Annotated in this window: 25 protein-coding genes; 14 read left to right on the top strand and 11 right to left on the bottom strand. The window is 70.3% G+C overall.

Annotated features, from left to right (window positions below; all coding sequences use genetic code 11):
* Positions 1-39: 39 nt before the first annotated feature.
* The 3 genes from EDF23_RS15370 to EDF23_RS15380 form a co-directional block, all read right to left on the bottom strand.
* Positions 40-2100: a cytochrome c oxidase assembly protein gene (locus EDF23_RS15370; RefSeq protein ID WP_131922143.1), complete on the bottom strand. Its 2061-nt coding sequence runs from the start codon at positions 2098-2100 to the stop codon at positions 40-42.
* A 107-nt stretch (positions 2101-2207) separates the two neighbouring features.
* Entirely contained in the window at positions 2208-2906 is a 699-nt protein-coding gene (locus EDF23_RS15375) for a DUF6882 domain-containing protein (RefSeq protein WP_123937384.1), read from the bottom strand.
* Between the two features lie 9 nt (positions 2907-2915).
* The gene (locus tag EDF23_RS15380; RefSeq protein ID WP_165901149.1) at positions 2916-4010 is read right to left on the bottom strand and encodes a GNAT family N-acetyltransferase; all 1095 of its coding nucleotides are present in this window, start codon (positions 4008-4010) and stop codon (positions 2916-2918) included.
* A gap of 89 nt (positions 4011-4099) precedes the next feature.
* Between EDF23_RS15380 and dcd the strand changes: the two genes are divergently transcribed.
* The 3 genes from dcd (at position 4100) to EDF23_RS15395 (ending at position 5669) form a co-directional block, all read left to right on the top strand.
* Positions 4100-4687 carry a dCTP deaminase gene (gene dcd, locus EDF23_RS15385; protein WP_111085408.1) on the top strand — a complete coding sequence of 196 codons (588 nt, stop codon included), beginning with the start codon at positions 4100-4102 and terminating at the stop codon, positions 4685-4687.
* A 122-nt stretch (positions 4688-4809) separates the two neighbouring features.
* On the top strand, positions 4810-5325 hold the full coding sequence (locus EDF23_RS15390) for a helix-turn-helix domain-containing protein (protein ID WP_165901150.1): 516 nt from the start codon (positions 4810-4812) through the stop codon (positions 5323-5325).
* On the top strand, positions 5322-5669 hold the full coding sequence (locus EDF23_RS15395) for a HepT-like ribonuclease domain-containing protein (protein WP_131922146.1): 348 nt from the start codon (positions 5322-5324) through the stop codon (positions 5667-5669). The genes EDF23_RS15390 and EDF23_RS15395 overlap by 4 nt, the downstream gene beginning before the upstream one ends.
* A 163-nt stretch (positions 5670-5832) precedes the next feature.
* Here the strand turns inward: EDF23_RS15395 and EDF23_RS15400 are convergent, their stop codons facing one another.
* The 6 genes from EDF23_RS15400 to idi form a co-directional block, all read right to left on the bottom strand.
* On the bottom strand, positions 5833-6936 hold the full coding sequence (locus tag EDF23_RS15400; RefSeq protein WP_123937388.1) for a sugar-binding protein: 1104 nt from the start codon (positions 6934-6936) through the stop codon (positions 5833-5835).
* A gap of 52 nt (positions 6937-6988) precedes the next feature.
* Entirely contained in the window at positions 6989-8281 is a 1293-nt protein-coding gene (gene mmsB, locus EDF23_RS15405) for a multiple monosaccharide ABC transporter permease (RefSeq protein ID WP_131922147.1), read from the bottom strand.
* Positions 8278-9801: a multiple monosaccharide ABC transporter ATP-binding protein gene (gene mmsA, locus EDF23_RS15410; protein WP_123293834.1), complete on the bottom strand. Its 1524-nt coding sequence runs from the start codon at positions 9799-9801 to the stop codon at positions 8278-8280. The genes mmsB and mmsA overlap by 4 nt, the downstream gene beginning before the upstream one ends.
* A gap of 367 nt (positions 9802-10168) precedes the next feature.
* A complete protein-coding gene (locus tag EDF23_RS15415) occupies positions 10169-11188 on the bottom strand; it encodes a LacI family DNA-binding transcriptional regulator (protein WP_123293492.1) in 1020 nt (339 codons plus the stop codon).
* 161 nt (positions 11189-11349) lie between these two features.
* Positions 11350-12414: a magnesium and cobalt transport protein CorA gene (locus EDF23_RS15420; protein ID WP_131922148.1), complete on the bottom strand. Its 1065-nt coding sequence runs from the start codon at positions 12412-12414 to the stop codon at positions 11350-11352.
* A gap of 336 nt (positions 12415-12750) precedes the next feature.
* Positions 12751-13293 carry an isopentenyl-diphosphate Delta-isomerase gene (gene idi, locus EDF23_RS15425; protein ID WP_111085474.1) on the bottom strand — a complete coding sequence of 181 codons (543 nt, stop codon included), beginning with the start codon at positions 13291-13293 and terminating at the stop codon, positions 12751-12753.
* A 21-nt stretch (positions 13294-13314) separates the two neighbouring features.
* Here idi and EDF23_RS15430 point away from each other — a divergent pair, with 21 nt between their 5' ends.
* The 9 genes from EDF23_RS15430 (at position 13315) to EDF23_RS15465 (ending at position 21610) form a co-directional block, all read left to right on the top strand.
* Positions 13315-14373 (top strand): polyprenyl synthetase family protein, encoded by a 1059-nt coding sequence (locus EDF23_RS15430; protein ID WP_131922149.1) that lies wholly within the window; start codon positions 13315-13317, stop codon positions 14371-14373.
* The gene (locus EDF23_RS19310) at positions 14370-15308 is read left to right on the top strand and encodes a phytoene/squalene synthase family protein (protein ID WP_243648946.1); all 939 of its coding nucleotides are present in this window, start codon (positions 14370-14372) and stop codon (positions 15306-15308) included. Before EDF23_RS15430 ends, EDF23_RS19310 begins: the two co-directional genes overlap by 4 nt.
* On the top strand, positions 15305-16945 hold the full coding sequence (gene crtI / locus EDF23_RS19315) for a phytoene desaturase family protein (RefSeq protein WP_243648947.1): 1641 nt from the start codon (positions 15305-15307) through the stop codon (positions 16943-16945). Before EDF23_RS19310 ends, crtI begins: the two co-directional genes overlap by 4 nt.
* Positions 16945-17277: a lycopene cyclase domain-containing protein gene (locus EDF23_RS15440; RefSeq protein WP_131922150.1), complete on the top strand. Its 333-nt coding sequence runs from the start codon at positions 16945-16947 to the stop codon at positions 17275-17277. The genes crtI and EDF23_RS15440 overlap by 1 nt, the downstream gene beginning before the upstream one ends.
* A complete protein-coding gene (locus EDF23_RS15445) occupies positions 17274-17690 on the top strand; it encodes a lycopene cyclase domain-containing protein (protein ID WP_165901151.1) in 417 nt (138 codons plus the stop codon). The genes EDF23_RS15440 and EDF23_RS15445 overlap by 4 nt, the downstream gene beginning before the upstream one ends.
* The gene (locus tag EDF23_RS15450; protein ID WP_131922152.1) at positions 17687-18628 is read left to right on the top strand and encodes a prenyltransferase; all 942 of its coding nucleotides are present in this window, start codon (positions 17687-17689) and stop codon (positions 18626-18628) included. Before EDF23_RS15445 ends, EDF23_RS15450 begins: the two co-directional genes overlap by 4 nt.
* A gap of 229 nt (positions 18629-18857) precedes the next feature.
* On the top strand, positions 18858-19901 hold the full coding sequence (locus EDF23_RS15455; protein WP_111085419.1) for a Gfo/Idh/MocA family oxidoreductase: 1044 nt from the start codon (positions 18858-18860) through the stop codon (positions 19899-19901).
* Positions 19902-20058: 157 nt separating this feature from the next.
* Positions 20059-20574 (top strand): hypothetical protein, encoded by a 516-nt coding sequence (locus EDF23_RS15460; protein WP_131922153.1) that lies wholly within the window; start codon positions 20059-20061, stop codon positions 20572-20574.
* A 4-nt stretch (positions 20575-20578) separates the two neighbouring features.
* Positions 20579-21610 carry a YihY/virulence factor BrkB family protein gene (locus tag EDF23_RS15465; protein WP_131922154.1) on the top strand — a complete coding sequence of 344 codons (1032 nt, stop codon included), beginning with the start codon at positions 20579-20581 and terminating at the stop codon, positions 21608-21610.
* Positions 21611-21656: 46 nt separating this feature from the next.
* Here EDF23_RS15465 and EDF23_RS19320 read toward each other — a convergent pair whose 3' ends face one another.
* Entirely contained in the window at positions 21657-22418 is a 762-nt protein-coding gene (locus tag EDF23_RS19320; RefSeq protein WP_165901152.1) for a DUF3800 domain-containing protein, read from the bottom strand.
* Positions 22419-22476: 58 nt separating this feature from the next.
* Here EDF23_RS19320 and EDF23_RS15475 point away from each other — a divergent pair, with 58 nt between their 5' ends.
* Positions 22477-22968 carry a VTT domain-containing protein gene (locus tag EDF23_RS15475; RefSeq protein ID WP_131922155.1) on the top strand — a complete coding sequence of 164 codons (492 nt, stop codon included), beginning with the start codon at positions 22477-22479 and terminating at the stop codon, positions 22966-22968.
* A 10-nt stretch (positions 22969-22978) separates the two neighbouring features.
* Positions 22979-23674 carry an SDR family oxidoreductase gene (locus EDF23_RS15480; RefSeq protein ID WP_131922156.1) on the top strand — a complete coding sequence of 232 codons (696 nt, stop codon included), beginning with the start codon at positions 22979-22981 and terminating at the stop codon, positions 23672-23674.
* Positions 23675-23681: 7 nt separating this feature from the next.
* Here the strand turns inward: EDF23_RS15480 and EDF23_RS15485 are convergent, their stop codons facing one another.
* Positions 23682-25253, bottom strand: coding sequence for an ABC-F family ATP-binding cassette domain-containing protein (locus EDF23_RS15485; RefSeq protein ID WP_131922157.1), 1572 nt, complete (start codon positions 25251-25253; stop codon positions 23682-23684).
* Between the last annotated feature and the right edge of the window lie 61 nt (positions 25254-25314).

The following is a 25314-nucleotide window of genomic DNA, read 5'->3' on the forward strand; positions in this document are numbered from 1 at the left end:
ATGCCCGGGGCGCCGTCCTGTTCGTGCGCCTGGTGTCCGTCAGTCGCGGCGCGCGGTGTCGGTCGCGTTGATCGCCGCCAGGCGTTCGTTGTAGGCCTTCAGGTCGGCGTCACCGTCGCGCTCGGCCTTGCGGTCGAGCCGCTTCGCGTCGCGCTTGTCCGTGCGGATCCAGTTCCGCACCACGAGCAGCGCGACGAAGACCATCGGCAGCTCGGAGGCGCCCCAGGCGATCCCGCCGCCGGTGTGCTGGTCGTCGAGCAGCGCGGCGTCGTTCGTCTGGCCGAGTGCGTGGAACCAGTCGATCGCGAACACCGACTGCGAGGTCATCACGGCGACGCCGAAGAACGCGTGGAAGGCCAGCGTCGCGAGCAGCGCGATGATCAGGATCGGGTACGGCGGACGCTTCGGCCCCGGGTCGACGCCGACGAACACCCAGAAGAACAGGTAGCCGCTCAGCACGAAGTGGACGACCATCGCGACGTGCCACTCGTGCGACTGCATCGCCGCTTGGTACGCCGGCGTGAAGTAGAACACCACGAGCGACCCCGCGAAGATCACACCAGCGACGGCGGGCTTCCCCATGAACTGCATGTACCGCGAGTGCACGAAGAGCATGAGCCACTCGCGGGCCCCGCGGGACCCGTCGTTGCGGACCGGCAGGGTGCGCATGGCGAGCAGCACCGGACCGCCGAGCACGAGCGGCAGCGGCACGAACATCATGAGCAGCATGTGCTGGACCATGTGCGACGAGAAGTGGATCATGCCGTACACGGCCGGTCCGGCCGACGTGGTCCAGATGAACAGGGCGCAGCCGATGACCCACGCGATGGTGCGCCCGACGGGCCACTTGTCGCCGCGCTTCCGGAGCTTCCGCACGGCGAGCAGGTACCAGACCGCACCGACGACGGCGAGCCCGAGCCACACCCAGTCGATGTGCCACTGCGTCAGGTACGTGTGCATCGTCTGGGCCGGCGGGAACGGGAACCCGATCAGGCCGGAGCGGGTGTCCTCACCGGTCTCGGGCGTCTGCGGGATCGGCGGCTGCGAGCGGGACACGGCCACCGAGACGCCGATCGCGACGGCCATGAACACGATCTCGGCGAGCGCGAACCGGGTGAACCGACGGCGGTCGAGCGGCGCGCGGAGCAGCCCGGGCACCAGCTTGCGGCGCTGCACGACGCCGGCGATCCCGAGCAGCACCAGGATGACGGCCTTGACCGTGATGAGTGCGCCGTACGGGGTGGTGACGAGGTCGAGCGGACCGGTCAGCCGCAGCGAGGCGTTGACGATGCCGGAGAACGCGACGGCGCCGAACGACCACCCGGCCAGCGTGGAGTAGCGGGAGACCACCCGACCGGTAGCGCCCTTCGTGCGGGTGCGCAGCAGCACGACGGCGACGAGCCCGCCGGCCCAGACGCACACCCCGATCAGGTGGATCGCGAGGGAGTTCACGGCGTTGGCGTGCTCGAGCGAGCCGGCGGCGTGGCCGGACAGTGCCAGGGGGAGCAGGGCGAAGAGGCCGAACACGGTGGCGACGGCGAGCGTCGTGACCCGGGTGGCGAACGCGGCGAGCACGGTCGCGATGAGGATCGCCGCCGCGGAGACCACGAGCGCCTGACCGATCTCGACCTGGAACGCGAACAGCATGAAGTTGCGGGCGAACACCGGACTGGTGAGCGGGACGCCGAGGGTGTTGGCGCCGGTCAGCACGACGGTGACGGCCGCGGCGAGGAACCAGATCGATCCGGTCGCCGCCGCCCAGCGCGTGGCGCGGTGCTGCACGCTCGAGAGTGCCCGGTGGTCCTTCTTCTGTGCCGGCAGCGCGAACGCGGCGACGATGAGCAGGCCGACGGTCAGCGCCGCCATGGTGTCGTGCACCACGCGGGCGATCGGCAGGCCGTACTCGACCACGTCGCCGGCGGACACCAGCTGCTGGTTCGCGGTGAACGCTCCGGTGATCGTCAGGCCGAGGATCGAGCACGCGACCGCGAGCGGGATGGCGACGACCAGCACGGTCGCGACGGTGGACGTGCGCGCGGTGACGGGCGCGGATTCCGGCGCCGGGCCTCCGGGCTGGGTTGCGGGGGACGTGACGGTCATCAACCTTGTTCCAGGGACGCGTGCGTCCGCGAGACCGCGGACCCTCCATGGTAGGCGGGTCGGTCTGGAGGCGCAGTGTCAGTCCGCAGCGCGCGCTGCGGTCCGCCTCAGGCTCGCGCCGACGACCCCTGCAGGTCGCGGATCCGGCCCAGTTCGTCGAAGTCGACCGTGATGGTCCCGTCCGCCAACGTCAGCGTGCGCCCGTCCCAGGGGACACCGCGGAGCGACGCCCAGCTCCCCACAGCGCGGCGGTGGTCGTGCACCTCGGTCGTCTGCAGGCCCTCACCGAAGACCCGGACCATCCGGGGGACCGTCGGTGGCGCGAACAGCAGGCCCTCGAACAGCACCCAGAGGCGGGAGCCTCCGCCGACGTGCCCGCCGAAGCCGAACCACGAACCCGTCGCCAGCCGTGCCGCGATCGACATGTCCCACGCGAACTCGTACCCGGCGTCTGCGGCGTCGGCCTGCCGGTGCTCGCCGAACGGGACCTCGCCCTGCACGAGTTCCGGGATGCCGAGCCGTTCGCCCAGCGCGCGGGTGGCGTTCGCGGCGGCGAGCACCGACGCTGGGTACTGCGACGGGTTCGCCCAGCCCCAGAGCCAGCTGCGCGGCCCCGGTGCGGCCGACCCCAGGAGCTGGATCCGGAACTCGCCCGGGTGCGGTCCGACGAACTGCAGGGTGCCGGCGGCGAGGTCGACGTTCCAGCGTTCGTGGTCGTCGTACCGGTCGGCGAGCTGCAGCTGCGCCTCCCAGGCCAGGAAGACCCCGTCGCTGACCAGATCGTCCATCCCCCGTGAGCGCGCCATGGGGGAACCCTACGCCGGGCGGTGTTCCCAGATCCCCTCGCTGCCGACGCCCACGAACCCGACGGCCTCGTTCACGTCGAGCATCGGGCGGTTCTCCTCGGCGTTGAAGGTGATGATCGAGGGGTGCCCCGGGTGGTCGCGCTCGATCGTCTCGATCCCGACCACCTTGAGCAGCCACCCGAGCCGGTGGCCGCGGTGCTCACGCAGCACCAGGGTGTCGCCCTGCATCACCGGCTGGACCACGGGCCCGGGGACGGCGAGCTGGGTGAAGCCGACGAGTCCGCCGGACGACACGTCCTCCACGGCGACGGTGCGCATGGTGCGCGGGCCGTCGTCGAGGTGCTGCTCGTGCGTTCGGAGCCGATCGACCGTCCAGGCGTCCTCGGGCTCGGCCATGTCGCCGGCCGGGGCATCGGTGCTCATCCGGGTCAGGAGGAGTGCGACGTCCGTCTGCCACCGGGACGGAGTCGGTCCGGCCCATGTGTGCACGCGGTACCGGTCGGCCGCCGCCCGCGTCGCCGCCGCGCGGACGCCGGAGAGCGCATCGGGGTCGGCCGGGAGCTCCAGACGGCTGATCCGGTTCACCTGCCCGAACCGCCACCCCCGGCTCGTCAGGAACCGGGCTCCGGGTTCGTCCTCGGGCACGACGCCGAACCCGGTCGGTGCACGGAGGTACCCGGGGCCCGCTGCGGGGCCGACCTGCCGTGACACGGCGTACGTCTTCCACTGCGTGCGGCCCTGCTGCCTCGCGACCGCTTCGACGTGCTCGGCCAGGAGCGTGCCGATGCCACGGCGCCGGTGCTCGGGCGCCACGCTGACCGCCATCCAGCAGTTCGGGGCGTCCGCGACCGCCTTCGATTCGTACGAGCCGGCCCCCACCGCGGTCCCGTCGTCGTCACGGACCAGGAACAGTCGGCTGGGCGCGTCGGGGTCGATCAGGTACGGCAGTTGTTCCTCGGGCGTCCAGAGCAGTTCCGGCAGTCCGGTGATCGACACCTCGGCACGGTTCTGCACGTCGACCCACTCGCGGAACGCCTGCACGGTCCCCGGGTCGTCGTCCATCGTGGCGGGGACCACGAGTTCGTGGACGGTGTACGCGGTCATGTCGGTTCCTCCCAGCGGTGCGAAGCCGCCCGGCCCCGGACAGCCTCGCAGCATATCGGCGGGGGTCCGCTGCCGCTAGGCTGCACGGCGTGCTGCTCTCCGATCGCGACATCACCGCCCAGCTCGCCGAGGGCCGGATCGGTCTCGACCCCCACGACGCCTCGCTCGTCCAGCCGTCGAGCATCGACGTCCGGCTCGACAAGTTCTTCCGGCTGTTCGACAACCACAAGTACCCGCACATCGACCCGGCGGTCGACCAGCCCGACCTGACCCGGCTGGTCGAGACCGACCCGGACGAGGCGTTCGTGCTGCACCCCGGCGAGTTCGTGCTCGGCTCGACGTACGAGGTCGTCACGTTGCCGGACGACATCGCCGCGCGGCTGGAGGGCAAGAGCTCGCTCGGACGCCTCGGCCTGCTGACCCACTCGACCGCGGGGTTCATCGACCCCGGGTTCTCCGGCCACGTGACGCTCGAGCTGTCGAACGTCGCGACGCTGCCGATCAAGCTCTGGCCCGGCATGAAGATCGGGCAGCTGTGCTTCTTCCAGCTGTCCAGTCCCGCCGACAAGCCGTACGGCTCGGCCGAGTACCAGTCGCGGTACCAGGGCCAGCGCGGGCCGACCCCGTCCCGCTCGGCGCAGAACTTCCACCGCGCGGACGTCTCAGCACGCCCCTGACCGCGGTCCACCCGACCCGGAATGACGTCCTCGACGTCGTGCGACATCGATGACGTCGTTCCGAGTCGACACCGCCATGTCTCCCGGCGGACGAAATGTCGCATGCTGTGTATCGTTGCAGCATGTCCGCAGTCCCTCCACGTCCGATGCCGACGGTGTCGGCGGCCGCGCTCATCCGTGACGCCCGTGACCGCGCCGAACTGACGCAGGTGCAGCTCGCCCGCCGCGCCGGCGTCACGCAGAGCGTCATCAGCACGTACGAGAACGGCCGACGCGAACCCTCGCTCGCCGCGCTCCAGCGCATGCTCCGGGCCGCGGGCTTCACCACGTCGATCGACTTGCTGCCGGTCGAGGACCCACCGCCCCTGCGCGAACGCGTCGCCGCCGCACGGCAGGACCTGATCGCCGTCGTCGAACGGTTCGGCGGCCGGAACCCGCGGTTGTTCGGCAGTGTCGCCCGTGGTGAGGACGGCCCGGGCAGCGACGTCGACCTGATGATCGACGTCGACGCGGGGCTCGGCATCTTCGCGCTGATGCGGATCCAGGACGCGGCCGAACGGCTGCTCGGCGTGCGTGTCGACGTCGTGGACGCCGCCGGCATGAGCCCCGAGGTCGTCCGCCGCGCGGTGCCGCTGTGAGCCAGGACCCGACGACGCACCGCCTGGTCCGGGACCGGCTCGACGACGTCATCGGTGCGTGCGAGGCGATCCGGCGGTACGTGGGGGATGCACACCTGCCGGAGGACCTGGTGCACGACGCCGTCCGGATGCGGCTGGTCGAGATCGGCGAGGCGGTCCGTGTCCTGCCGAGCACCGTCACCGCGAGCGAGCCGGACATCCCGTGGTCGCGGGTGTCCGACCTCGGCGACCGGCTGACCCGGCGCTACTTCGACACCACTCGCGCGGTGGTGTTCGGCACGGCCCACACGGACGTGCCGCACCTGGCCGACGCAGCGCGGCGGTTGCGCGCGACCCGGCCCTGACCCGGCGGGTCGCGCGGGCACCGGACGTGCGTGCACGGCGGACGGGAGGCACGGATCACGACGTGCCCCGGGCCTCCCGTCCGACCGTGGCCGGCCCCACGACGACGCAGGACGGCCCCGTCTCGCCGAGGCGAGACGGGGCCGTCCGTGTGAGCGGGGGAGATCAGCCCTTCTTGGCGAGCTCCTCGAGGGTGTCGTTGCCCTTGTAGGCCTCGACCGCGTTGTCCTTCGTGACCAGGATCGGCGTCAGCTCGACGGCCGGGACGACCTTCGAACCGTTGTCGTTGTTCTTGTCCTTGGTCGTCTTCGGGGTCTTGCCGTCGGCGAGGTCGGACACCAGGTCGATGGCCGCCTGGGCCTCTTCCGTGGTGTTCTTGTAGATCGTCGAGTACTGCGTGCCCTTCATGATGAGCGGGATCGAAGCGGTCTCCGAGTCCTGCCCGGTCACGACGGGGTTGTCCTTGCCGGCGGCCTTGGTCGCGGTGAGGATCGCACGGGCGAGGGTGTCGTTCGGCGACAGGACGCCGTCGAGCTTGGTGTCACCCGTGTAGTACTGGGCCAGCAGGTCGGTCATGCGCGACTGGGCCTTCTGCGCGAGCCAGCCCTGCGTGTTCACCTTGGCGAACGTGGTCTGACCCGAGACGACCTTGAGCGTGCCGTCGTCGATCTTCGGCTGCAGGACGTCCATCGCACCGTTGAAGAACACGGTGGCGTTGGCGTCGTCCGGCGAACCGGCGAAGAGCTCGACGTTGTACGGTCCGTCGCCCTTCTTCTCCTCGAGGCCCTTGAGCAGTGCCTGGGCCTGCAGCTGGCCGACCTTGAAGTTGTTGAACGCGACGTAGTAGTCGACGTTCTTCGTGTTCAGGATGTTGCGGTCCCAGGCGATGACGGTCGTGCCCTGGGCCTTGGCGGCCTTGACCTGCGAGCCGAGCTGCGAACCGTCGGCAGCACCGATGATGATCGCCTTCGCACCCTTGGTGACCATGCCCGAGATCTGCGACTGCTGGTCGGGGACCGGGTTGCCGGCGTTGGCGTACTGGATGTCGGCCTTGAAGCCGGCGTCCTCGATCGACTTCTTGAACGCGGCGCCCGCGAGCACCCAGTTCTGCGAGGTCTTGGCCGGCAGGGCGACGCCGATGAGGTCGCCCTTCTTGATGGACGAGCCGGAGCCGTCGCCCGAGTCGGAGGTGCCACGAGCCGAGCAGCCGCTGAGGGCCAGGCCCGCGACGAGTGCCAGACCGATGCCGGCGATGAGCTTCTTGCGCATGAGAGTGCTTTCTCTTCGTTGAGGTGGTGGTGCTGTGAGGGGAAGGGTTGGACTAGGGGAGGGTGATCTTGTCGGGCTGGTCCTCGATCGAGCGCGGCTGCTGCTGGGCCGCGGGGACCTCGGCTGCGTCCTTGCGCTGGAACTGCCGCATCATGCCGCCGATGAGCGATGGGCGGCCCTGCGACTTCGAGTAGACGTCGAAGGCGACGGCGATGAGGAGCACGAGACCACGGATGATCTGGACCTTGTTGGACTCGATGCCCATCAGCTGCAGACCGTTCGACAGCAGCGCCATCACGAGGCCACCGATGATGGAGCCGGAGATGGTGCCGATGCCACCGGCGACCGCTGCACCACCGACGAACACGGCGGCGATCGCGTCGAGCTCCCAGCCGGTGCCGTCCGCGGGGCCCGAGGCGTTCGAGTACCCGACGAACACCATGCCGGCGATCGCGGCGAGGACCGACATGTTCGCCATGACGAAGAAGTTCACCTTGCGGGCGCTGACGCCGGACAGGACGGCGGCGCTGGAGTTGCCACCGACCGCGTAGACCTGGCGACCGAAGATGGTGTTCTTCGTGATGAAGCCGTAGACGATGGTCAGGACACCGAGGATGATCGCGACGATCGGGATCGAGGTGCCGACCGGGCCGGCGCCGAACAGGTACGTGGCGACGAGGGTGACGGCGACCAGGATGCCGGTGCGGACGACGGAGACCCACAGCGGCGGGACCTCGGCCTGCATCTTGCGGCGACGCGAGCGACCGCGGACCTCGACGATGATCAGGACGGCGATGGTCACGGCGCCGATCAGCAGCGTGCCGTTCGAGAACCCGAAGTCGGGGCCGAAGTCACCGAGGAAGCCGGAGCCGATGGTGTTGTAGCCGTCCGGCGTCGGGACCGAGGTGGACGCACCGATGATCTGGTTCGCACCGCGGAAGATGAGCTGGCCGGCCAGGGTCACGATGAAGGCCGGGACCTTCACGAACGCCACCCAGAAACCCTGCCAGGCACCGACGAGCGCACCGACGACCAGGCCGAGCACGATCGCCAGCCAGACCGGGAAGTGCCAGACCGACATCGACTGGGCGACGATGATGCCGACGAACGCCGCCACCGAACCGACCGACAGGTCGATGTGGCCCGCGATGATCACCATGACCATCCCCAGCGCGAGGATGAGGATGTAGGAGTACTGCAGGAACAGGTTGATCACGTTGGTGGGCTCGAGGATGAGCCCGTCCGTGGTGAACCAGAAGAAGATGACGATCGCGACGAGGGCGATGATCATGCCGTACTGGCCGATCGAGTTGCCCTTGCCGAAGAGCAGTTTCAGGTTGTTCATGAGACGGGAGCGCCCTTCCGCGCGGAGGTCATGCTGCGCATGAGCGTTTCTGGATCGGCCTGGTCCGCGGGGACGTCGGCCGTGATCTGGCCCTCGAAGATCGTGTAGATGCGATCGGAGAGGCCGAGGAGTTCGGGGAGCTCGGAGGAGATCAGGATGATGCCCTTCCCCTGTGCTGCGAGCTGCTGGATGATGCCGTAGATCTCGAACTTCGCGCCCACGTCGATGCCACGGGTCGGTTCGTCGAGGATCAGGATGTCCGGGTCGGTGAACATCCACTTGGACAGGACGACCTTCTGCTGGTTCCCGCCGGAGAGCTTCCCGACGTTCTCCTCGACGCTCGGCACCTTGGTGCGGAGCATCTTCCGGTACTTCTCGGCGACGTCGTACTCCTCGATGGAGTCGACGACGCCGCCCTTCGAGATCTTCTGCAGGTCCGCGGAGACGGTGGACCGCTTGACGGTGTCGAGCAGGTTGAGGCCGAGGGCCTTGCGGTCCTCGGAGACGTAGCCCATGCCGTTCTGGATCGCCTGCTGGACGTTCGTGACCTTGATCTCGTGGCCGTCCTTGATGATCTCGCCACCGAGCCAGGTGCCGTAGGAGCGACCGAACAGGCTCATCGCGAGCTCGGTGCGGCCGGCGCCCATCAGACCCGCGAAGCCGACGATCTCGCCACGCTTGACGTGGAAGTTCGAGCCCTTGCAGACCAGGCGGCTGGCGTCGAGCGGGTGCTGCACGGTCCAGTCGCGGACCTCGAAGAAGGTCTCGCCGATCTTCGGGGTGCGGTCCGGGAACCGGCTCTCGAGCGACCGGCCGACCATGCCGCGGATGATGCGGTCCTCGTTGACGCCGTCGCCCTTGACGTTCAGCGTCTCGATGGTCTTGCCGTCACGGATGATCGTGATCTCGTCGGCGATCTGCTCGATCTCGTTGAGCTTGTGGCTGATGATGATGCTCGAGATGCCCTTGGCCTTCAGCCCGACGATCAGGTCGAGCAGGTGCTGCGAGTCGTTCTCGTTCAGGGCCGCGGTCGGCTCGTCGAGGATGAGGAGCTTGACGTCCTTGTGCAGGGCCTTCGCGATCTCGACCAGCTGCTGCTTGCCGACACCGATGTTCTTGATCTGGGTGTCCGGGTCGTCGGCCAGGCCGACGCGGGCGAGCAGGTCCTGTGCACGGAGCTGGGCGCTCGTCCAGTCGATCACGCCGAACTTGCCGGGCTCGTTGCCGAGGAACAGGTTCTCGGTGATCGAGAGCTCCGGGATCAGCGCGAGCTCCTGGTGGATGATCACGATGCCGGCCTGCTCGGACTGCTTGATGTCCTTGAAGCGGACCTCTTCGCCCTCGTAGACGATCTCGCCGTCGTAGGTGCCGTAGGGGTAGACGCCCGACAGGACCTTCATCAGGGTCGACTTGCCGGCGCCGTTCTCGCCGCAGATCGCGTGGATCTCGCCGGCACGGACGTTGAGGGAGACCTCGGACAGCGCCTTGACACCAGGGAACTCCTTGGTGATCGAGCGCATCTCGAGGATGGTCTCGGGTGCGGTGATCGACCGGGTCTCGAGGCCGGTGTCGATCGGGGTTGACGCCACAGTGCATCTCCTTCTGCCGCTGCGATGCGGCAGTTGTTCGGGTGGTTCTGCTGCGGCAGCGAAAGGGCGCAGGTGGCCTGCGTGGACTTCGTTGTCGCGTCCGGTGCCCCGCTGGTGTGACGCTCATGTGAACGGTCACATCGGCTGGACGGAGGTAATTTACGCACAGCCCCGGTGCGGCTGTCAATTCGGATTGGTCGCGTTTTCGTAACGGCCTGCGTGATCCCGCATGAACGTCCCCCGGACGGGAGGCACGGTGCCGGCCCGCCCCGCGTCCTGCGGATCGACGGTGGGCGCGTCACCGACCGCGCGGGGCCCCCGTGGACGCGCGCACGACGAGCTGCGGGACGATGTCGATCGGCCGCAGGAGCTCGTCGTCGCCGGGCAGGAGCAGGTCGACGCAGCGGCGGCCGAGCTCGGCGAAGTCGACCTGCACCGTGGTGAGGGGCGGCCAGAAGTGCTTCGCCTCGGGGATGTCGTCGTAGCCGACCACCGACAGGTCGCCCGGCACGTCCAGCCCGTAGGAGCGCGCTGCGTGCATGACGCCCAGGGCCATCTGGTCGTTCGAGCAGAACACCGCAGTGCAGTCCCGCCACCGCAGGAGTTCGCGGCCGGCGTGGTAACCGAAGTCCGCCGTCCAGTCGCCCAGGATCGGCGGGACGACGGACATGTCGCGGTCCGACATGGCGCGCAGGAAGCCCTGCATGCGGGCGTCCGCTTCGATCCAGTCCTGCGGGCCGGCGATGTGCCGGATGTACTCGTGGCCCAGGTCGAGCAGGTGCTCGGTCGCGAGTCTCGCCCCCTCCATCTGGTCGACCCACAGGGCCGTCGGGTCCTCGCCGACGCTGGCCCGCATCGTCACGTACGGCGTGCGGATGCCGAGTTCCTCGATCAGGTCGAACACCCGTTGCTGGGGCGCGATGACGACGATGCCCTCGACGTCCAGGTCGAGCAGGTGCCCGAGCCCCTCGCGCACGGCGGTGTCGGTCGCCTCGGCGATGTTCGCCGTCGTCACCGAGTACCCGCGCAGCATCGCCGCGTCCTCGATCGCCTGCAGTGCGACCGCCGGGCCGTAGTGGGCGCGCCGGGCTGTCAGGACACCGATCGTGTGGGTCCGGCTCGTGACGAGGGCCCGCGCCGCACGGTTCGGCCGGTACTGCAGCTGCTCCATCGCCGCCAGCACCTTGTCGCGCGTGGCGTCGCGGATGGCGTCGGAGTTGTTCAGCACCCGCGAGACGGTCTGGTGGGAGACGCCCGCGATCCGTGCGACGTCACGGATGCTGGGCGAACGCGGTTGCTGTGCCCGCGATGACGCCATTGCTGCTCGTTTCCGCCCGGGGCCGTGGCACGTCGATGTGCACGTTCACATTCCGGGCCAGATCATTATGCACGTCCGGCGGATCGACGCCACCTGAACGTCCTCGAGGCTGTGGCCCGGCGGCGTGCCGGGCCGCAGCCTCGCTGCGCCCTCGCGGCGCGTCAGAGCCAGTTGCGCTTGCGGAAGATCGCCCAGAGCACGCCCATCAGGGCGAGCATGCCGAGGATCGCGACCGGGTAGCCGTACCGCCAGTGCAGCTCGGGCATGTGGTCGAAGTTCATCCCGTAGACACCGGCGATCAGCCCGGGGGCGAACAGGATCGCCGCCCACGACGAGATCTTCTTGACCTCCTCGCCCTGTCGGTGCGCGGCGCGGGCGAGCTGCCGGCTCTCCTCGCCCTGCGCCAGGCTCGCGCTGGTCATCCGCCGCATCGCCTCGTTCTGCTCCTGCGACACCAGGGTCGCGTGCAGTGTCAGGGCGTTCTCGAGCAGGGACCGGAACGAGTCCACCCGCTCCGTCACGCGCAGGGCGTGGTCGAGCACGTTGCGCAGTCGGTGCTGCACCTCGTCGTCGACGCCGTACTTGTCGGCCCCGCGGAGCAGGCCCTTCACCATCGCGGGCACCGGCTTCGTGGCGCGCTGGAAGGACAGCACCTCGCTGAGCAGCTGGTAGATGCGCTTCGAGACACCGGGGTCGACCTGCCCGGCGAAGAGCTGGTCCTCGATGGCGTCGATGCCGTCCTGCAGCACCTCGACCACCGGGGCGTAGCCGTCCACGACCTCGTCCAGCACCGCGGCGGTCACGGCCTCCGAACCCAGCGCCAGGAACTCGGGGTCGGCCTCGACCTGGGCGCGGAGTGCCGCGAGGTCGGGGCGCTCGGCGTGCCGGACGCTCACCACGAACCGGTCGCCGACGAACAGGTGCACCTCGCCGAACTCGACCGTGCCCTCGGCGCGGTCGAACCAGGCCGGACGGAGCACCAGGAAGAGCGTGTCGCCGTACCGCTCGAGCTTCGCGCGCTGGTGCCCCTTGCGGGCGTCCTCCACCGCGTTCTCGTGCAGGTCGAACTCGGTCGCGACGGCGTCGAGCTCGTGCGGGTCCGGACGGAGCAGCCCGATCCACGCCAGGTCGCACCGTGCGACCTCGTGGCGTGCCCCGAGCGACAGGGTCGACGGAGACTCGATGCGACGTCCTTCGACGTAGATCGCGTTGTCGATCATTGCCATGCGCGTGCTCCTCGTGGTCGGGAGCAGGCAGGCGCGATGCCGCGGCGGACCGCAGCGGGCGGAGGAGATCTAGGACACGGGCGCGGCGGCGAGGGGGAGGGGCTGCCGGCCCGCGCGAGGATGGTCACCCGACATCGCGCCTCACCTGCCCTTCTCCTGGTCGTGCGGCCGCGGTGCGCAACCTCGTGGCCACAACCGTGGCCGACGTCCGACCCTACTCCGGACGCACGAGGGAGCCAAGCGCTCGTCCGAGACTCGGCCTGGGCGACGGTTCTCGTGCTCGCCGGCACGAGGAGTGTCGCGGAGCGCGAGTCTCGGCCCAGGCGGCCGCCAGGGTCAGCGGGTGATGTGCAGGCCCGCGGCCTCGAGCTCGGTCAGCTGCCAGCCCAGCCAGGGGCTCCAGCCGAACGGCGCACCGGCGACGGCGGCCCGCAGCGAGTCCTCGGAGACCCAGGCGTACTCGGCGACCTCGTCGTCCGCGGGGGCGGGCAGGTCGTCGGTGACGGCGCGGAACACCGGGCAGACCTCGTTCTCGACGATCCCCGAGGCGTCGACCGCGCGGTACCGGAAGTCCGGCAGCACGAGCTCGACGTCGCGCACGGTGATGCCGAGTTCGCGCGATGCCCGGCGGGCGATGGCGTCCTCGAACGACTCGTCGGGGCCGGGGTGCCCGCAGAACGTGTTCGTCCAGACACCGGGCCACGTCTTCTTCGACAGGGCGCGACGGGTCACCAGGACGTCCCCGTCGGTGTTGCGGACGTGGCACGAGAAGGCCAGGTGGAGGGGCGTGTGGTCTGTGTGCACCGTGAACTTGTCCGCTGTGCCGATCGGGGTACGGTCGTCGGCCAGCAGGACCACGGTTTCCGGGAAAGCGCTCATCTGCACCGATAGGTTAGGCCAATGAGCGAGGAAGCGGCCACCGTGGCGCACATCGACCTCGCGCTCGTCGACGACTGTCTCGAGCGCTTCTTCGTCGTGTCCTCGGCTCGTGCCGCGCGTTACGGCCGTCCGTCCGAGGAACTCTGGCGGGTGCTCCGCAAGGCGAGCCTGGGCGGCAAGCGCTTCCGACCGCGCATGGTGCTGACCGCGTACCTCGGCCTCGGCGGGGACGACGTGCACGCTGCCGCGCACGTCGCCGCGGCCTACGAACTCCTGCACACCGCGCTGGTGGTGCACGACGACGTCATCGACCGTGACTGGGCGCGCCGCGGCCAGCCGAACGTCGCGGGCTCCTACCGCGACGCCGGCACCACCGGTGGGCTGCCGCTGCCGACCGCCGAGCACCGCGGGATGAGCGCCGCCGTGATCGCAGGCGACCTCGCACTTTCCGGCGCCCCTCGGTTCATCGAGTCCTCCGGTGTGACGGGCGAGCGTCGTGGGCGTCTGCTCGAACTGCTCGACGAAGCCGTGTTCGCCAGCGCCGCCGGTGAGATGACCGACGTCGACCTGGCCCTGGGCGTGATGCCGACGGTGGACGAGGTCCTGGCGATGGAACGGGCGAAGACGAGCGTGTACTCGTTCGAGGCGCCGCTGCAGTCCGGTGCCGTGCTCGCCGGCGCGCCCGAGACCGTCGTCACCGCGCTCGGCGCCTTCGGCCGCGAGATCGGCATCGCGTACCAGATCGTCGACGACCTGCTCGGGGTGTTCGGCGACGAGACGACCACCGGCAAGAGCGTGCTGGGGGACCTGCGCGAGGGCAAGCGGACCATGCTCATCGCCTACGCGGCCACGACGGACTGCTGGCCGGACATCGCTCCCTACCTGGGTGACCCGGGCCTGACCGAGGAACGCGCGGCCGAACTCCGTGCGACCCTGGTCACCTGCGGCGCCCGTGCCGCAGCCGAGTCCCGGATCGCCGACCACGTCGCACTCGCCCGTGCCGAGCTCTCCGGACTGCCGTACGACCTCGCCGACCGCCTGGAGGGCCTCGTGACCGAACTCGTGGAGCGCGCCCGGTGACGACCGACACCACCCGGGCCGGCAGTGCGCCGTCCGGTCGGCTCCCCCTGTACGACGCCACGGCCGAGGCGGCGTCGAGCGTCGTCATCGACCGCTACTCGACGTCGTTCGGCCTGGCGAGCCGGCTCCTCGCCAAGGACACCCGCGAGCACATCCGCAACGTCTACGCGCTGGTGCGCGTCGCCGACGAGGTCGTCGACGGTCCCGCGACCGAGGCGGGGCTCGACCCCGACCTGGCACGGACGGTCCTCGACGAGCTCGAGGCCGACACCGAGCGCGCGATCGCCCTCGGCTTCTCGGTGAACCCCGTCGTGCACGCGTTCGCCCGGAGTGCACGGGTCACGGGCTTCGGCGCGGAGCTCACCAAGCCGTTCTTCGCGTCGATGCGGATGGACCTGGAGCGCACCGAGCACGACGACGCCTCGTTCGACGCGTACGTGTACGGCTCCGCCGAGGTCGTCGGCCTGATGTGCCTCCGCGCGTTCGTGTACCGCGCGGGCAAGCCGACGTTCGACCAGGCCGAGCTCGTCGCCGGGGCGCGTGCGCTCGGCGCCGCCTTCCAGAAGGTGAACTTCCTGCGCGACCTGCACGCCGACTTCGAGGTGCTCGGCCGCTCGTACTTCCCGGGGGTCGACATCCGCTCGTTCGACGAGGCCACGAAGCAGCGCCTGGTCGCCGACGTGCAGTCCGACCTCGACCACGCGGCCCGGACGATCCGGCTGCTGCCGGCCGACGCCCGGAACGCCGTCGGACTCGCGCACGCCCTGTTCCAGGAACTCAACGACCGCATCGCCCGCACACCGGCGACGCGCCTGGTGACGACGCGCGTGCGCGTCCCGAACCCGGTGAAGGCACGCCTGGCCGCACAGGTGCTCGCCGGACGCGCCCCCGTGCGGTCGAAGGTGGCCACCCGTCGGCCAGGAGGCACGCCATGACCCCGCCCCGCGCCTCCCGTCCGACGGCCGTCGCCGCCACCACCCGGCGCAAGGTGCCCGCCCGACGCGCCGTCGTGATCGGCGGCGGCATCAGCGGACTGGCGTCCGCGGCGCTGCTCGCGCGGGACGGCTTCGCCGTGACCGTGCTCGAGCAGCGGTCGCAGCTCGGCGGCCGTGCCGGTTCGTGGGAGCGCGACGGCTTCCGGTTCGACACCGGGCCGTCGTGGTACCTCATGCCCGAGGTGTTCGACCACTTCTTCCAGCTGCTCGGCACCTCGGCCGACGCCGAACTCGACCTCGTCAAGCTCGACCCCGGGTACCGCGTCTACAGCGAGGGCAACGACGAGCCGATCGACCTGCGCGCCGACGCCGAGGCGAACATCGCGCTGTTCGAGTCCGTCGAGCCCGGAGCCGGCAAGCGGATCCGGAAGTACCTCGCCTCGGCCGAGGACACCTACGCGATGGCGATCCGCCGGTTCCTGTACACGACGTTCCAGGACCTCACGAAGCTCGCCGCCCCCGACGTGCTCCGTCGCCTGCCGAAGCTCGCCCGGCTCCTGCTGCAGCCACTGTCGTCCCGCGCTGCCTCGGCGGTCAAGGACCGGCGGCTCTGGCAGATCCTGGGCTACCCCGCGGTCTTCCTGGGCACGAGCCCGTACGCCGCACCGAGCATGTACCACCTGATGAGCCACCTCGACCTCGCCGACGGAGTGCTCTACCCGAAGGGCGGCATCACCGAGGTGATCGCCGCGGTCGAGCGGGTTGCCCGTGCCGAGGGCGCGAAGATCATCGCCGGTGCGAAGGTCGAACGGATCGTCGTCGAGGACGGCGTCGCCACCGGGGTCGTGCACCGCGACCGCGACGGCGTGCAGCACACCGCCCCGGCCGACCTGGTCGTGAGCGCCGCCGACCTGCAGCACACCGAGATGCAGCTGCTCGACCGCGAGCACCGCACCCACGGTGCTGATCACTGGAAGACCCGCGACCCCGGACCGAGCGCCGTGCTCGTCTACCTCGGCATCGACGGGCCGACGCCCGGCCTGCTGCACCACACCCTGGTGTTCACCGAGGACTGGAAGGCGAACTTCGGCGCGATCTTCGGCAAGGACCGGCACGTCCCCGACCCCGCGTCGATCTACGTCTGCGCGCCGTCGGAGACCGACCCGTCCGTCGCGCCCCGCGGCTCGAGCAACCTCTTCATCCTGGTGCCCCTGCCCGCCGACCTGTCCATCGGCAAGGGCGGGATCGACGGTGCCGGCGACTGGGAGGTCGAGCAGATCGCCGACCGCGCCATCGACGTCGTCGCCGAGCGTTCGGGCGTCCCCGACCTGCGGGACCGCATCCGGGTCCGCCGGACGATCGGCCCGCGCGACTTCGCCGACGACCTCAACGCGTGGAACGGGTCGATGCTCGGTCCCGCGCACACGCTCAAGCAGAGTGCGTTCTTCCGCGAGAAGAACGCGTCGGCCAAGGTCGAGGGCCTGTACTACGCCGGGGCGTCCACGATCCCGGGCATCGGTCTGCCGATGTGCCTGATCAGCGCCGAGGTCCTGCTCAAGCGGATCCACGGCGACACGAGCACCGAACCGCTGCCGACGCCGCTCGGCACCCCGCGGAACCAGGCCGGCACCGTCTGATGCCGGGGCTGTACCTCGCCGGCCTGGTCGTGTCGCTGATCGGCATGACCGTGCTCGACGCCCGCTTCCGGCTGTTCTTCTGGCGAGCACCGTGGCGTGCGGCTGCGGTGATGGTCGTCGGTGTCGCGTTCTTCATGGTGTGGGACGTCGCCGGGGTCGGGTACGGCATCTTCTTCATCGGCCCGCAGCACCTGCTGACCGGGGTGCTCCTCGCCCCCGAGGTCCCGCTCGAGGAGCTCTTCTTCCTGCTGCTGCTCTGCTACTCAACGATGGACCTGGTCGGCTTCGTCCGGCCCGTCGTGCAGCGGTCGCTCGGACGGCGGCGTCCGTGACCGGCTCCGGCGCGTACGCCCTCCTGGCCCTGCCGTTCTTCGCCGTCGTGGCGGTGGTGGCGGTCGTCGCCGGCATCGTGGCCGCGCGCCGTGCACGAGCGGCGGGACGCGCACCGGGGCCCGGGCGTCGGGTCGCACTGGTCACGTCGCTCGTCGCCGGGATCGCGCTGCTCGTGATGACGATCGTGTTCGACAACGTCATCGTGACCCTGCGCATCGTCGCCTACGACCCCTCGCTCATCAGCGGCGCGAAGATCGGGGCGATCCCGGTCGAGGACCTCGCGTACGCGATGGCGGCGATCGTCCTGCTGCCCAGCCTGTGGGTCCTGTTCGACCGGACGGGCCCGCGCGACCCGGCCGCCGCGCGCCCCGCGCCCGACCCGACCACCGCACCACCGGAGGACACCCCGTGAACGCCAGCACCGCCTCCAGGCCGTCGACCCTGCGAGCACTGTTCGTCTCGTCGCGCCCGATCAGCTGGGTGAACACCGCTTACCCGTTCGGTGCCGCGTACCTGCTCGGCAGCGGGGTCGGCGTCAGCGTTGACGACAGCGGCGGCGGCGGCGGGTTCTCGCTCGTCGCGTTCCTGGTCGGCGTCGTGTACTTCCTGGTGCCCTACAACCTGGCGATGTACGGCATCAACGACGTCTTCGACTACGAATCCGACCTGCGCAACCCGCGCAAGGGCGGCGTCGAGGGGGCGCTGCTCGACAAGAGCGTCCACCGCACCACGCTCTGGGCCGTCGTCGCCACGAACGTGCCGTTCCTGGTCGCGCTCGTCGTGCTCGGGGCGGTGAGCGGGAACGGGCCCTGGTCGTGGCTCGTCCTCGCGATCAGCGTCTTCGCCGTCATCGCGTACTCGGCGCCGGGGCTGCGGTTCAAGGAGAAGCCCTTCCTCGACTCCCTGACCTCGTCGACCCACTTCGTCTCGCCCGCGATCTACGGCCTGGCGCTCGCCGGACCGCACTGGACCGGCCAGCTCGTCGCCGTCTGCATCGCGTTCTTCCTGTGGGGGGTCGCCTCGCACGCCTTCGGCGCCGTGCAGGACGTCCTGGCCGACCGGGCCGGCGGCATCGGGTCCGTCGCGACCGTCATCGGTGCGCGGGCGACCGTGCGACTCGCGTTCGTCGCGTACCTGGTCGCCGGCGTCGCGCTGCTCTTCTCGGCGTTCCCCGGGCCGATCGCCGCCGTCGTCGTGATCCCGTACGCGCTCAACGTGTTGCCCTGGTGGAACATCACGGACCAGGGGGCCGAGGCCGCGAACGCGGGGTGGAAGCGGTTCCTCTGGATCAACTACCTGGCGGGGTTCATCGTGACGATGGCGCTCATCGCCTACGCCTTCACGCACTGAGCGCCCGGGTCGCGCTGGTCGCGGTCGGGCTCCGTCGGCGTCCCGTCGAGGTTCCGAAATCTCGGCATCTCGACGTCGCCCGGCGCGATCCGTGGAACCTCGGCGCCGCGCACGCGGCATGTCGTGGAACCTCGGCGCCCGAACCTCGGCGCCCGCCGCGCGCAGCACTGACAGACTGGACGGACGCGTCACGGGAGTCGTGACGCCGCAGCCACGAAGGAGTGCACGCATGACGGTCCGGATCATCCACGTCGGTCTCGGAGGGTGGGGCGGCAACTGGGCCCGCACCGCCATCCCAGAGGTCTCCGAAGTGGAGGTGGTCGGGATCGTCGACCCGGTGCCGGCGACGCTGACCGCCGTGCAGCAGGACCTCGGGCTGCCCGCGTCCGCCGCGTTCGCGTCCCTCACCGAGGCGCTCGCCGGGGTCGAGGCCGACGCCGTCGTCATCACCGCCCCCGCCGTCACCCACGTGCCGCTCGCCCTCGAGGCCCTGGACGCCGGCAAGCACGTCCTGGTCGAGAAGCCGTTCGCCAACACCACGGACGAGGCCGTCACCGCCGTGCGCCGTGCCGAGGAGCTCGGCCTCGTGCTGCAGGTCAGCCAGAACTACCGCTGGTACCCGGCACCGCGCGCCGTGCAGGACCTGCTCGCGGCGAACACCGTGGGCGAGCTCTCCGCGATCAACGTCGACTTCCGGCAGTGGGACAACGACCTGGCGTTCGAGGAACACCCGCACTACAAGTTCCCGCACGCCATGATCAACGACATGGCCATCCACCACTTCGACCTGCTCCGGATGGTCACCGGGCAGGAGGCCGTCCGGGTCTTCGCCAAGGCGACCTTCCCGTCGTACAGCAAGTACCAGGACGAAGCCATCGCCTCGATGCTCATCGAGCTGGACGGTGGGCTGGTCGTCAGCTACCGCGGCAGCTGGCTGAGCCGCGGCCCCCGCACGGCGTGGGCCGGCGAGTGGAGCATCCAGGGCGAGGACGGCGAACTCTGGTTCACCAGCCGCGACGGAGCACCGAACGCGGTCGACGGCGACGTGGTCACCCTCCGCCGCACCCAGGACGACGAGGCCGAGCCCGTCGAGCTGCCCGTGCTCGAGCACACCGACCGCCAGGGCGGGCTGCAGGCCTTCGCCCGCTCGGTCGAGGGCGGTCCGGCACCGGCGACGAGCGGCCGCGACAACCTGCGCAGCCTCGCGCTCATGGAGGCAGCTGGTCGTTCGGCTGCCAGCGGCCAGCCCGAGGACGTCGTCGTCCCGTCCTGAACGCTGTGACCGGCGGACGGGAGGCCCGTGGCGGGCCTGCCACGGGCCTCCCGTCCGCCCTTGGGTCGCGTCCACTGCCGCAGGAGCGACACGGACCGGGCGGCCGCGCCGCGGCCATCTGGGCGCGCCCCCGGCCCCACCGTGTAGAAACTGGGGAATGGCCAAGGACAGTCTCCCCGAGCTCGAACTCGCGAACGTCCGCACGCGTGAGCGCATGACCGACACCGTCATCGAGCTCAAGCGCCGTGCGAACCTCCCGGCGCGGGCACGGCTCGCAGCCGCGAAGACCCGACAGCGCTGGCACCGTGACCCGACCCCGCTCGTGGCGATGGGCATCACCGGACTCACCGGGATCGCGGCGATCATCACCGGCATCGCGATCCGCAACCGTCCCGCCGGCCACCTGGCGACGCCTCCGGCGAGTTCGGCCTTCACCGCGTTGCTGCCGTTCGGCGCGCGCGGCGACGGCCCCTCGGCCAAGGAGCAGGCGCAGTCCGGCCGCAAGGGTCGGAAGGCCCGGGCCAAGGCCGCCGAGCAGGCGCTGGACCGTGACCCGGCCCACAAGGCCCGCGTGAAGCAGCAGACCGGCATCGCCGCGGTGCAGCGACGAGCGAACAAGAACCGCAAGGCCGCCGTGAAGCGGTCGAAGCAAGCCCTGAAGGCGCGGGGGTAGTCCGATGGCGCAGGAGCAGCAGAAGCCGGACCCGGACGACTCCCGGAAGCCGGACAGCCCCACCGACCTCACCAAGCCCACGCTCGTCTACACGCTGAAGAAGACGCTGCGCGAGTTCACCGGCGACCAGTGCACCGACCTCGCGGCGAGCCTGACGTACTACACGGTGCTCGCGCTCTTCCCCGGACTGCTGGCGATCGTCTCGATCCTGGGCCTCGTGTCCGACCCGCAGAAGACCATCGACTCCCTGCTGACGATCATCGGCAACGTCGGGTCGCAGAGCGTCGTCGACCTGCTGAGGGACCCGATCGAGGGTCTCGTCCGGTCGCCCGCCGCCGGCATCACGTTCGTGGTCGGCATCGTCGGCGCGATCTGGTCGGCTTCCGGGTACGTCGGCGCCTTCGGCCGGGCGATGAACCGGATCTACAACGTCCGCGAGGGCCGGCCGATCTGGAAGCTCCGCCCGACCATGCTCGGCGTGACGGTGTTCACCGTCGTCATGCTCGTCGTCGGCCTGCTCGTGCTCGTCTCGGGCCCGCTCGCGCGGAGCTTCGGCGACGTGATCGGACTCGGCGACGCCGCCGCGACGGTCCTGCTGATCGTGCAGTGGCCGATCCTGCTCGTCGTCGCGATCATCGTCGTCGCGGTGCTCTACTACTGGGCGCCGAACGTCAAGCAGCCGAAGTTCCGGTGGGTGAGCGGTGGGTCGATCCTGGCGATCCTCATCCTGATCATCGCGAGCGTCGGCTTCGGGTTCTACGTCGCCAACTTCTCGAACTACAACGCCACGTACGGCTCCCTCGGTGGGGTCATCGTGTTCCTGCTGTGGCTCTGGATCACGAACAACGCGCTGCTCTTCGGTGCCGAGTTCGACGCCGAGCTCGAGCGCGGCCGGCAGCTGCAGGCAGGCATCCGGGCGGAGGAGGACATCCAGCTCCCCGAGCGCGACACCCGCCAGATCGAGAAGCAGGACGAGAAGCGGGCGCAGGACGTGCTCGAGGGGATCAGGATCCGGCAGGGCGCCGACGGCGACTGACCGAATCCGGTAAACTGGTGCAGCGGACCCGCCCCACTCTCGTGGATCAGGCGGGTCTAGCTGTTTCTCCGGGCACGTGCAACGGCGCACCGTTTCGGTCCAGGGGTCGCAGGTGCTGGTCGTACCAATCCCATCCGAACGCGTTGCGTGGGTGCCGGTTGAGGTGGATGTTCACCGTGTACGCCACGAGGTCGGCGATCTGCGCCCACTGCGAACGACGGCTGTCATGTGCCACCGGGTCCTCGAGCACTCGGCGCGTCGCCAGCGGAAGGGCACGATGCGCGGATCGGTAGTTCTCGTCGTCACCGTCCATCGTGATGATCCCGAAGGCGTCCTCGGCGGCCAGCTCGCGATCGATCATCGCCACGAGATCGGCGTACGTCTCGTACTTCGCGGCACCCCAGGCCTTCCCGCCCTCAGGTACCCACCGGAAGACCGATCCCACACGGACACCGGGAAGGAAAGTGAGGGTCCGCAGGCATCGCTCGGCGACTTCGCGCCCGAGGTCCTTCCACAGGACGATTGTCGTTCCGTCTGCGCTCTGCGCAACGTGTCGCGCCGGCGGGTGGTCTGCCACCTTGCCGCGACCCTGGGTGTAGTGCGTGCAGTGCAGTTCCCGCGAGACCGGTATCCCGAAGTCCCGTGCCAGTTCCTTCCGGAGATCGAGCCAGGTGCGGAGGGCGGGCGCCCACGACGTCGGCGACACCTCGACCCAGGCGTACACGATCAGCCCGCCGTGCTCGGCGCTCCCCGAGTCATCGACGTAGAAGAGCCGCATGCGCTCGGTGGCGGCTGTGTGACGTTCCATGTACCAGATACTGACGTACTCCAGGCGTCCGCGGGGGTCGGCGCGCTACGGTGCGACCGTGCCCGCCTTCCTCGACGGGCTGCCGTTCTGGCAGCTCGTCCTCGCGCTCTTCGTGATCGTGTTCTGCCGCGCGCAGGCCACGTACTGGGTCGCGCGTCTCGCGGTGACGGGTGTCTCGCGCTCCCGCTGGGGTCGTTGGTTGCACTCGCCGGCGGTCCGCCGCGGCTCAGTGCTCCTCGAACGATGGGGCCTGCCGGTGGTGACGGTGAGCTTCGTGGTGGTCGGGCTGCAGACGGTGATGAACGCGGCCGCGGGGCTCGCCCGCGTGGCGTGGTGGCGGTACACGATCGCGATGGTGCCGGGGTGCGTTGCGTGGGCCTTCCTCTACGCCACCGTCGGGCTCGCGGTGTTCTGGGCGGTCGTCGCCGCGCTGGCCGGCTCGCCGTGGGGCATCGCAGCGGTGGCCGTCCTGGTCGTCGCGATGGTCGTCGCGGTGACGGTTCTCCACAGATCCCGGACGCGGACGGGAGGCCCGGCCCGGCTTCCGTAGGCTGGCCCACGTGACGACAGAACAGCTCCAGAACCGTCCGGTCGCCCTGGTGACCGGTGCCACCCGCGGCATCGGCCGCGCGATCGCGACCGACCTCGGTCGCACCCACCACGTGTTCGTCGGCGGGCGGAACGCCGAGGCAGTGGACGCCCTCGTCGCCGAGCTGCCGAGCGCCGTGCCGTTCGTCGGTGACCTCGGCGCGGGGGACCTGCCGCCGCTGCCCGACCGGCTCGACGTGCTCGTGCACTCCGCCGGTGTCGAGCAGGGCACGACCATCGCCGACACCGCGCGTGCCGTGTGGGAGCAGGTCTTCGCCACGAACCTGTTCGCGGTCGCCGAGCTCACCCGGGTGGCGCTGCCGGCACTCCGGGCGGCTCGGGGCATCGTCGTGCCGATCAACAGCGGCTCGGGGTTCCACTCCGGCCCCGGCGGTGGTGTGTACGCGGCGTCCAAGTTCGCACTACGGGCCTTCGCCGACGCCCTGCGCGAAGAAGAGCGGGCGAACGGCGTCCGGGTCTCGAGCGTGCACCCGGGCCGGACGGACTCGGACATGCAGCGGGCGCTGACCGAGAAGCTCGGCGAGGACTACGATACCGCGTACTACCTGGCGCCGGAGGACGTGGCCGCCGCCGTCCGGACGGTCGTCGACCTGCCGGAGCGCGGCACCGTCGAGTCGCTCGCGATCCGACCGACCCGACGGCGCTGACAGCGGGCTACGACAGCTCGATGCGCGCGTCGAGCTCGAGCCGGTCGAGGAACGTCTCGTCGTGGCTGACCACGACGAGCGCGCCGCGGTAGGCCCGCAACGCGTCGACGAGCTGGTCGACACTCGTCAGGTCGAGGTCGTTCGTCGGCTCGTCGAGCACCAGCAACTGCGGCGGCGGGTCCGCCAGCACCAGGCTCGCCAACGCCACCCGGAAGCGCTCCCCGCCGGACAGCGCCCCGGCGAGCCGGTCGACGGTGTCGCCGCGCACCAGGAACTTCGCGAGGCGGTTCCGGACCTCGGCGACGGCGACGTGCGGGGCGTCCCGTCGCACGTTGTCGAGCACCGTGGCGGAGTCGTCGAGGGTGTCCTTCCGCTGCGGCAGGTAGGCGATCCGCTCGACGTGGGCGACGGCACCGGTGTCGGGCAGCGGGTGCTCCCGGGCCTCCGGCGAACCGACGAGCTGTTCGAGCAGGGTGGACTTGCCGACGCCGTTGTCCCCGGTGACCGCGATCCGCTCCGGCCCCTGCACGATGACGTCCCGTCCACGCACCGTGACGGTCGCGATCTGCCGTGACGCCGGGACGTCCGGGGCGGGCAGGGTCACGTGGATGGACTCGTCGTCGCGGAGCCGGAGCTGTGCCTCCCGCTTCGTCTCGAGCGCAACGGCCTCGTCGTCCGCGTACCCGACGCGCAGCCGGCCGGCGGTCTGCTCGCCCTTCTTCCGCAGCTCGTTCGCGTAGCCCTTCGGCATGTTCTCGACGGCCTTCACCCCGGCGCGAGCCCGTCGGGCGATCTTCGTCTCGGCCTCGATGCGCTGCCGCTTCTCGGTGCGGTGTCGCTGTTCGGCGACCCGGACCTCCCGTTCGACGGCCGCCTGCTGCACGGCCACGTGCTCCTCGAACGCACTGAACGTCCCGCCGAACACGGTCATCGCACCGGCGCGGAGCTCGCACGTCTCGTCGACGTGCTCGAGGAGTTCCCGGTCGTGACTGACCACCACGAGGGTGCCGCGCCAGTCGTCGACCAGGTCGAGCAGGAGCCCTCGTGCCCGACGGTCCAGGTTGTTCGTCGGCTCGTCGAGGAACGCGATCGGACGGCCGCGCAACCGCACCCCGGCGACGGCCACGAGCACGGACTGCCCGCCGGACAGCGTCGACACCGGGCGTTCCAGGTCGGCGCCGTCGAGTCCGACGCTCGCGATCGCTGCGGCAGCGCGTTCCTCGAGGTCCCAGTCGTCGCCGACCGCCTCGAAGTGCTCGGGGGACGCGTCACCGGACAGGACGGCCCGGAGTGCGGTGAGCGTCGACCGGATGCCGAGCAGGTCGGCGACGGCGTCGTCGGTCCCGGTTGCCAGGCGTTGCGGCAGGTGGTCGACGGGGCCGGACGTCGAGATGGTGCCCGACGTGGGGTGGAGCCGGCCGGTCGCGAGCCGGACCAGCGTGGACTTGCCGGCCCCGTTCCTCCCGACCAGGCCGGTCCGGCCACGCCCGAAGGCGGCGGTGAGGTGGTCGAGCGCGACGGTGCCGTCGGGCCAGGCGAAGGTGACGTCGTGCAGGACGACGGATGGACTGCTGGGCATGGGAATGCCTCCCGGTGTCGATGCTGGGCGCACGACACCGAACCCACCGCTGTGCGGTGGA

This window comes from Curtobacterium sp. PhB128 (assembly GCF_004340725.1).
GTDB lineage: Bacteria > Actinomycetota > Actinomycetes > Actinomycetales > Microbacteriaceae > Curtobacterium.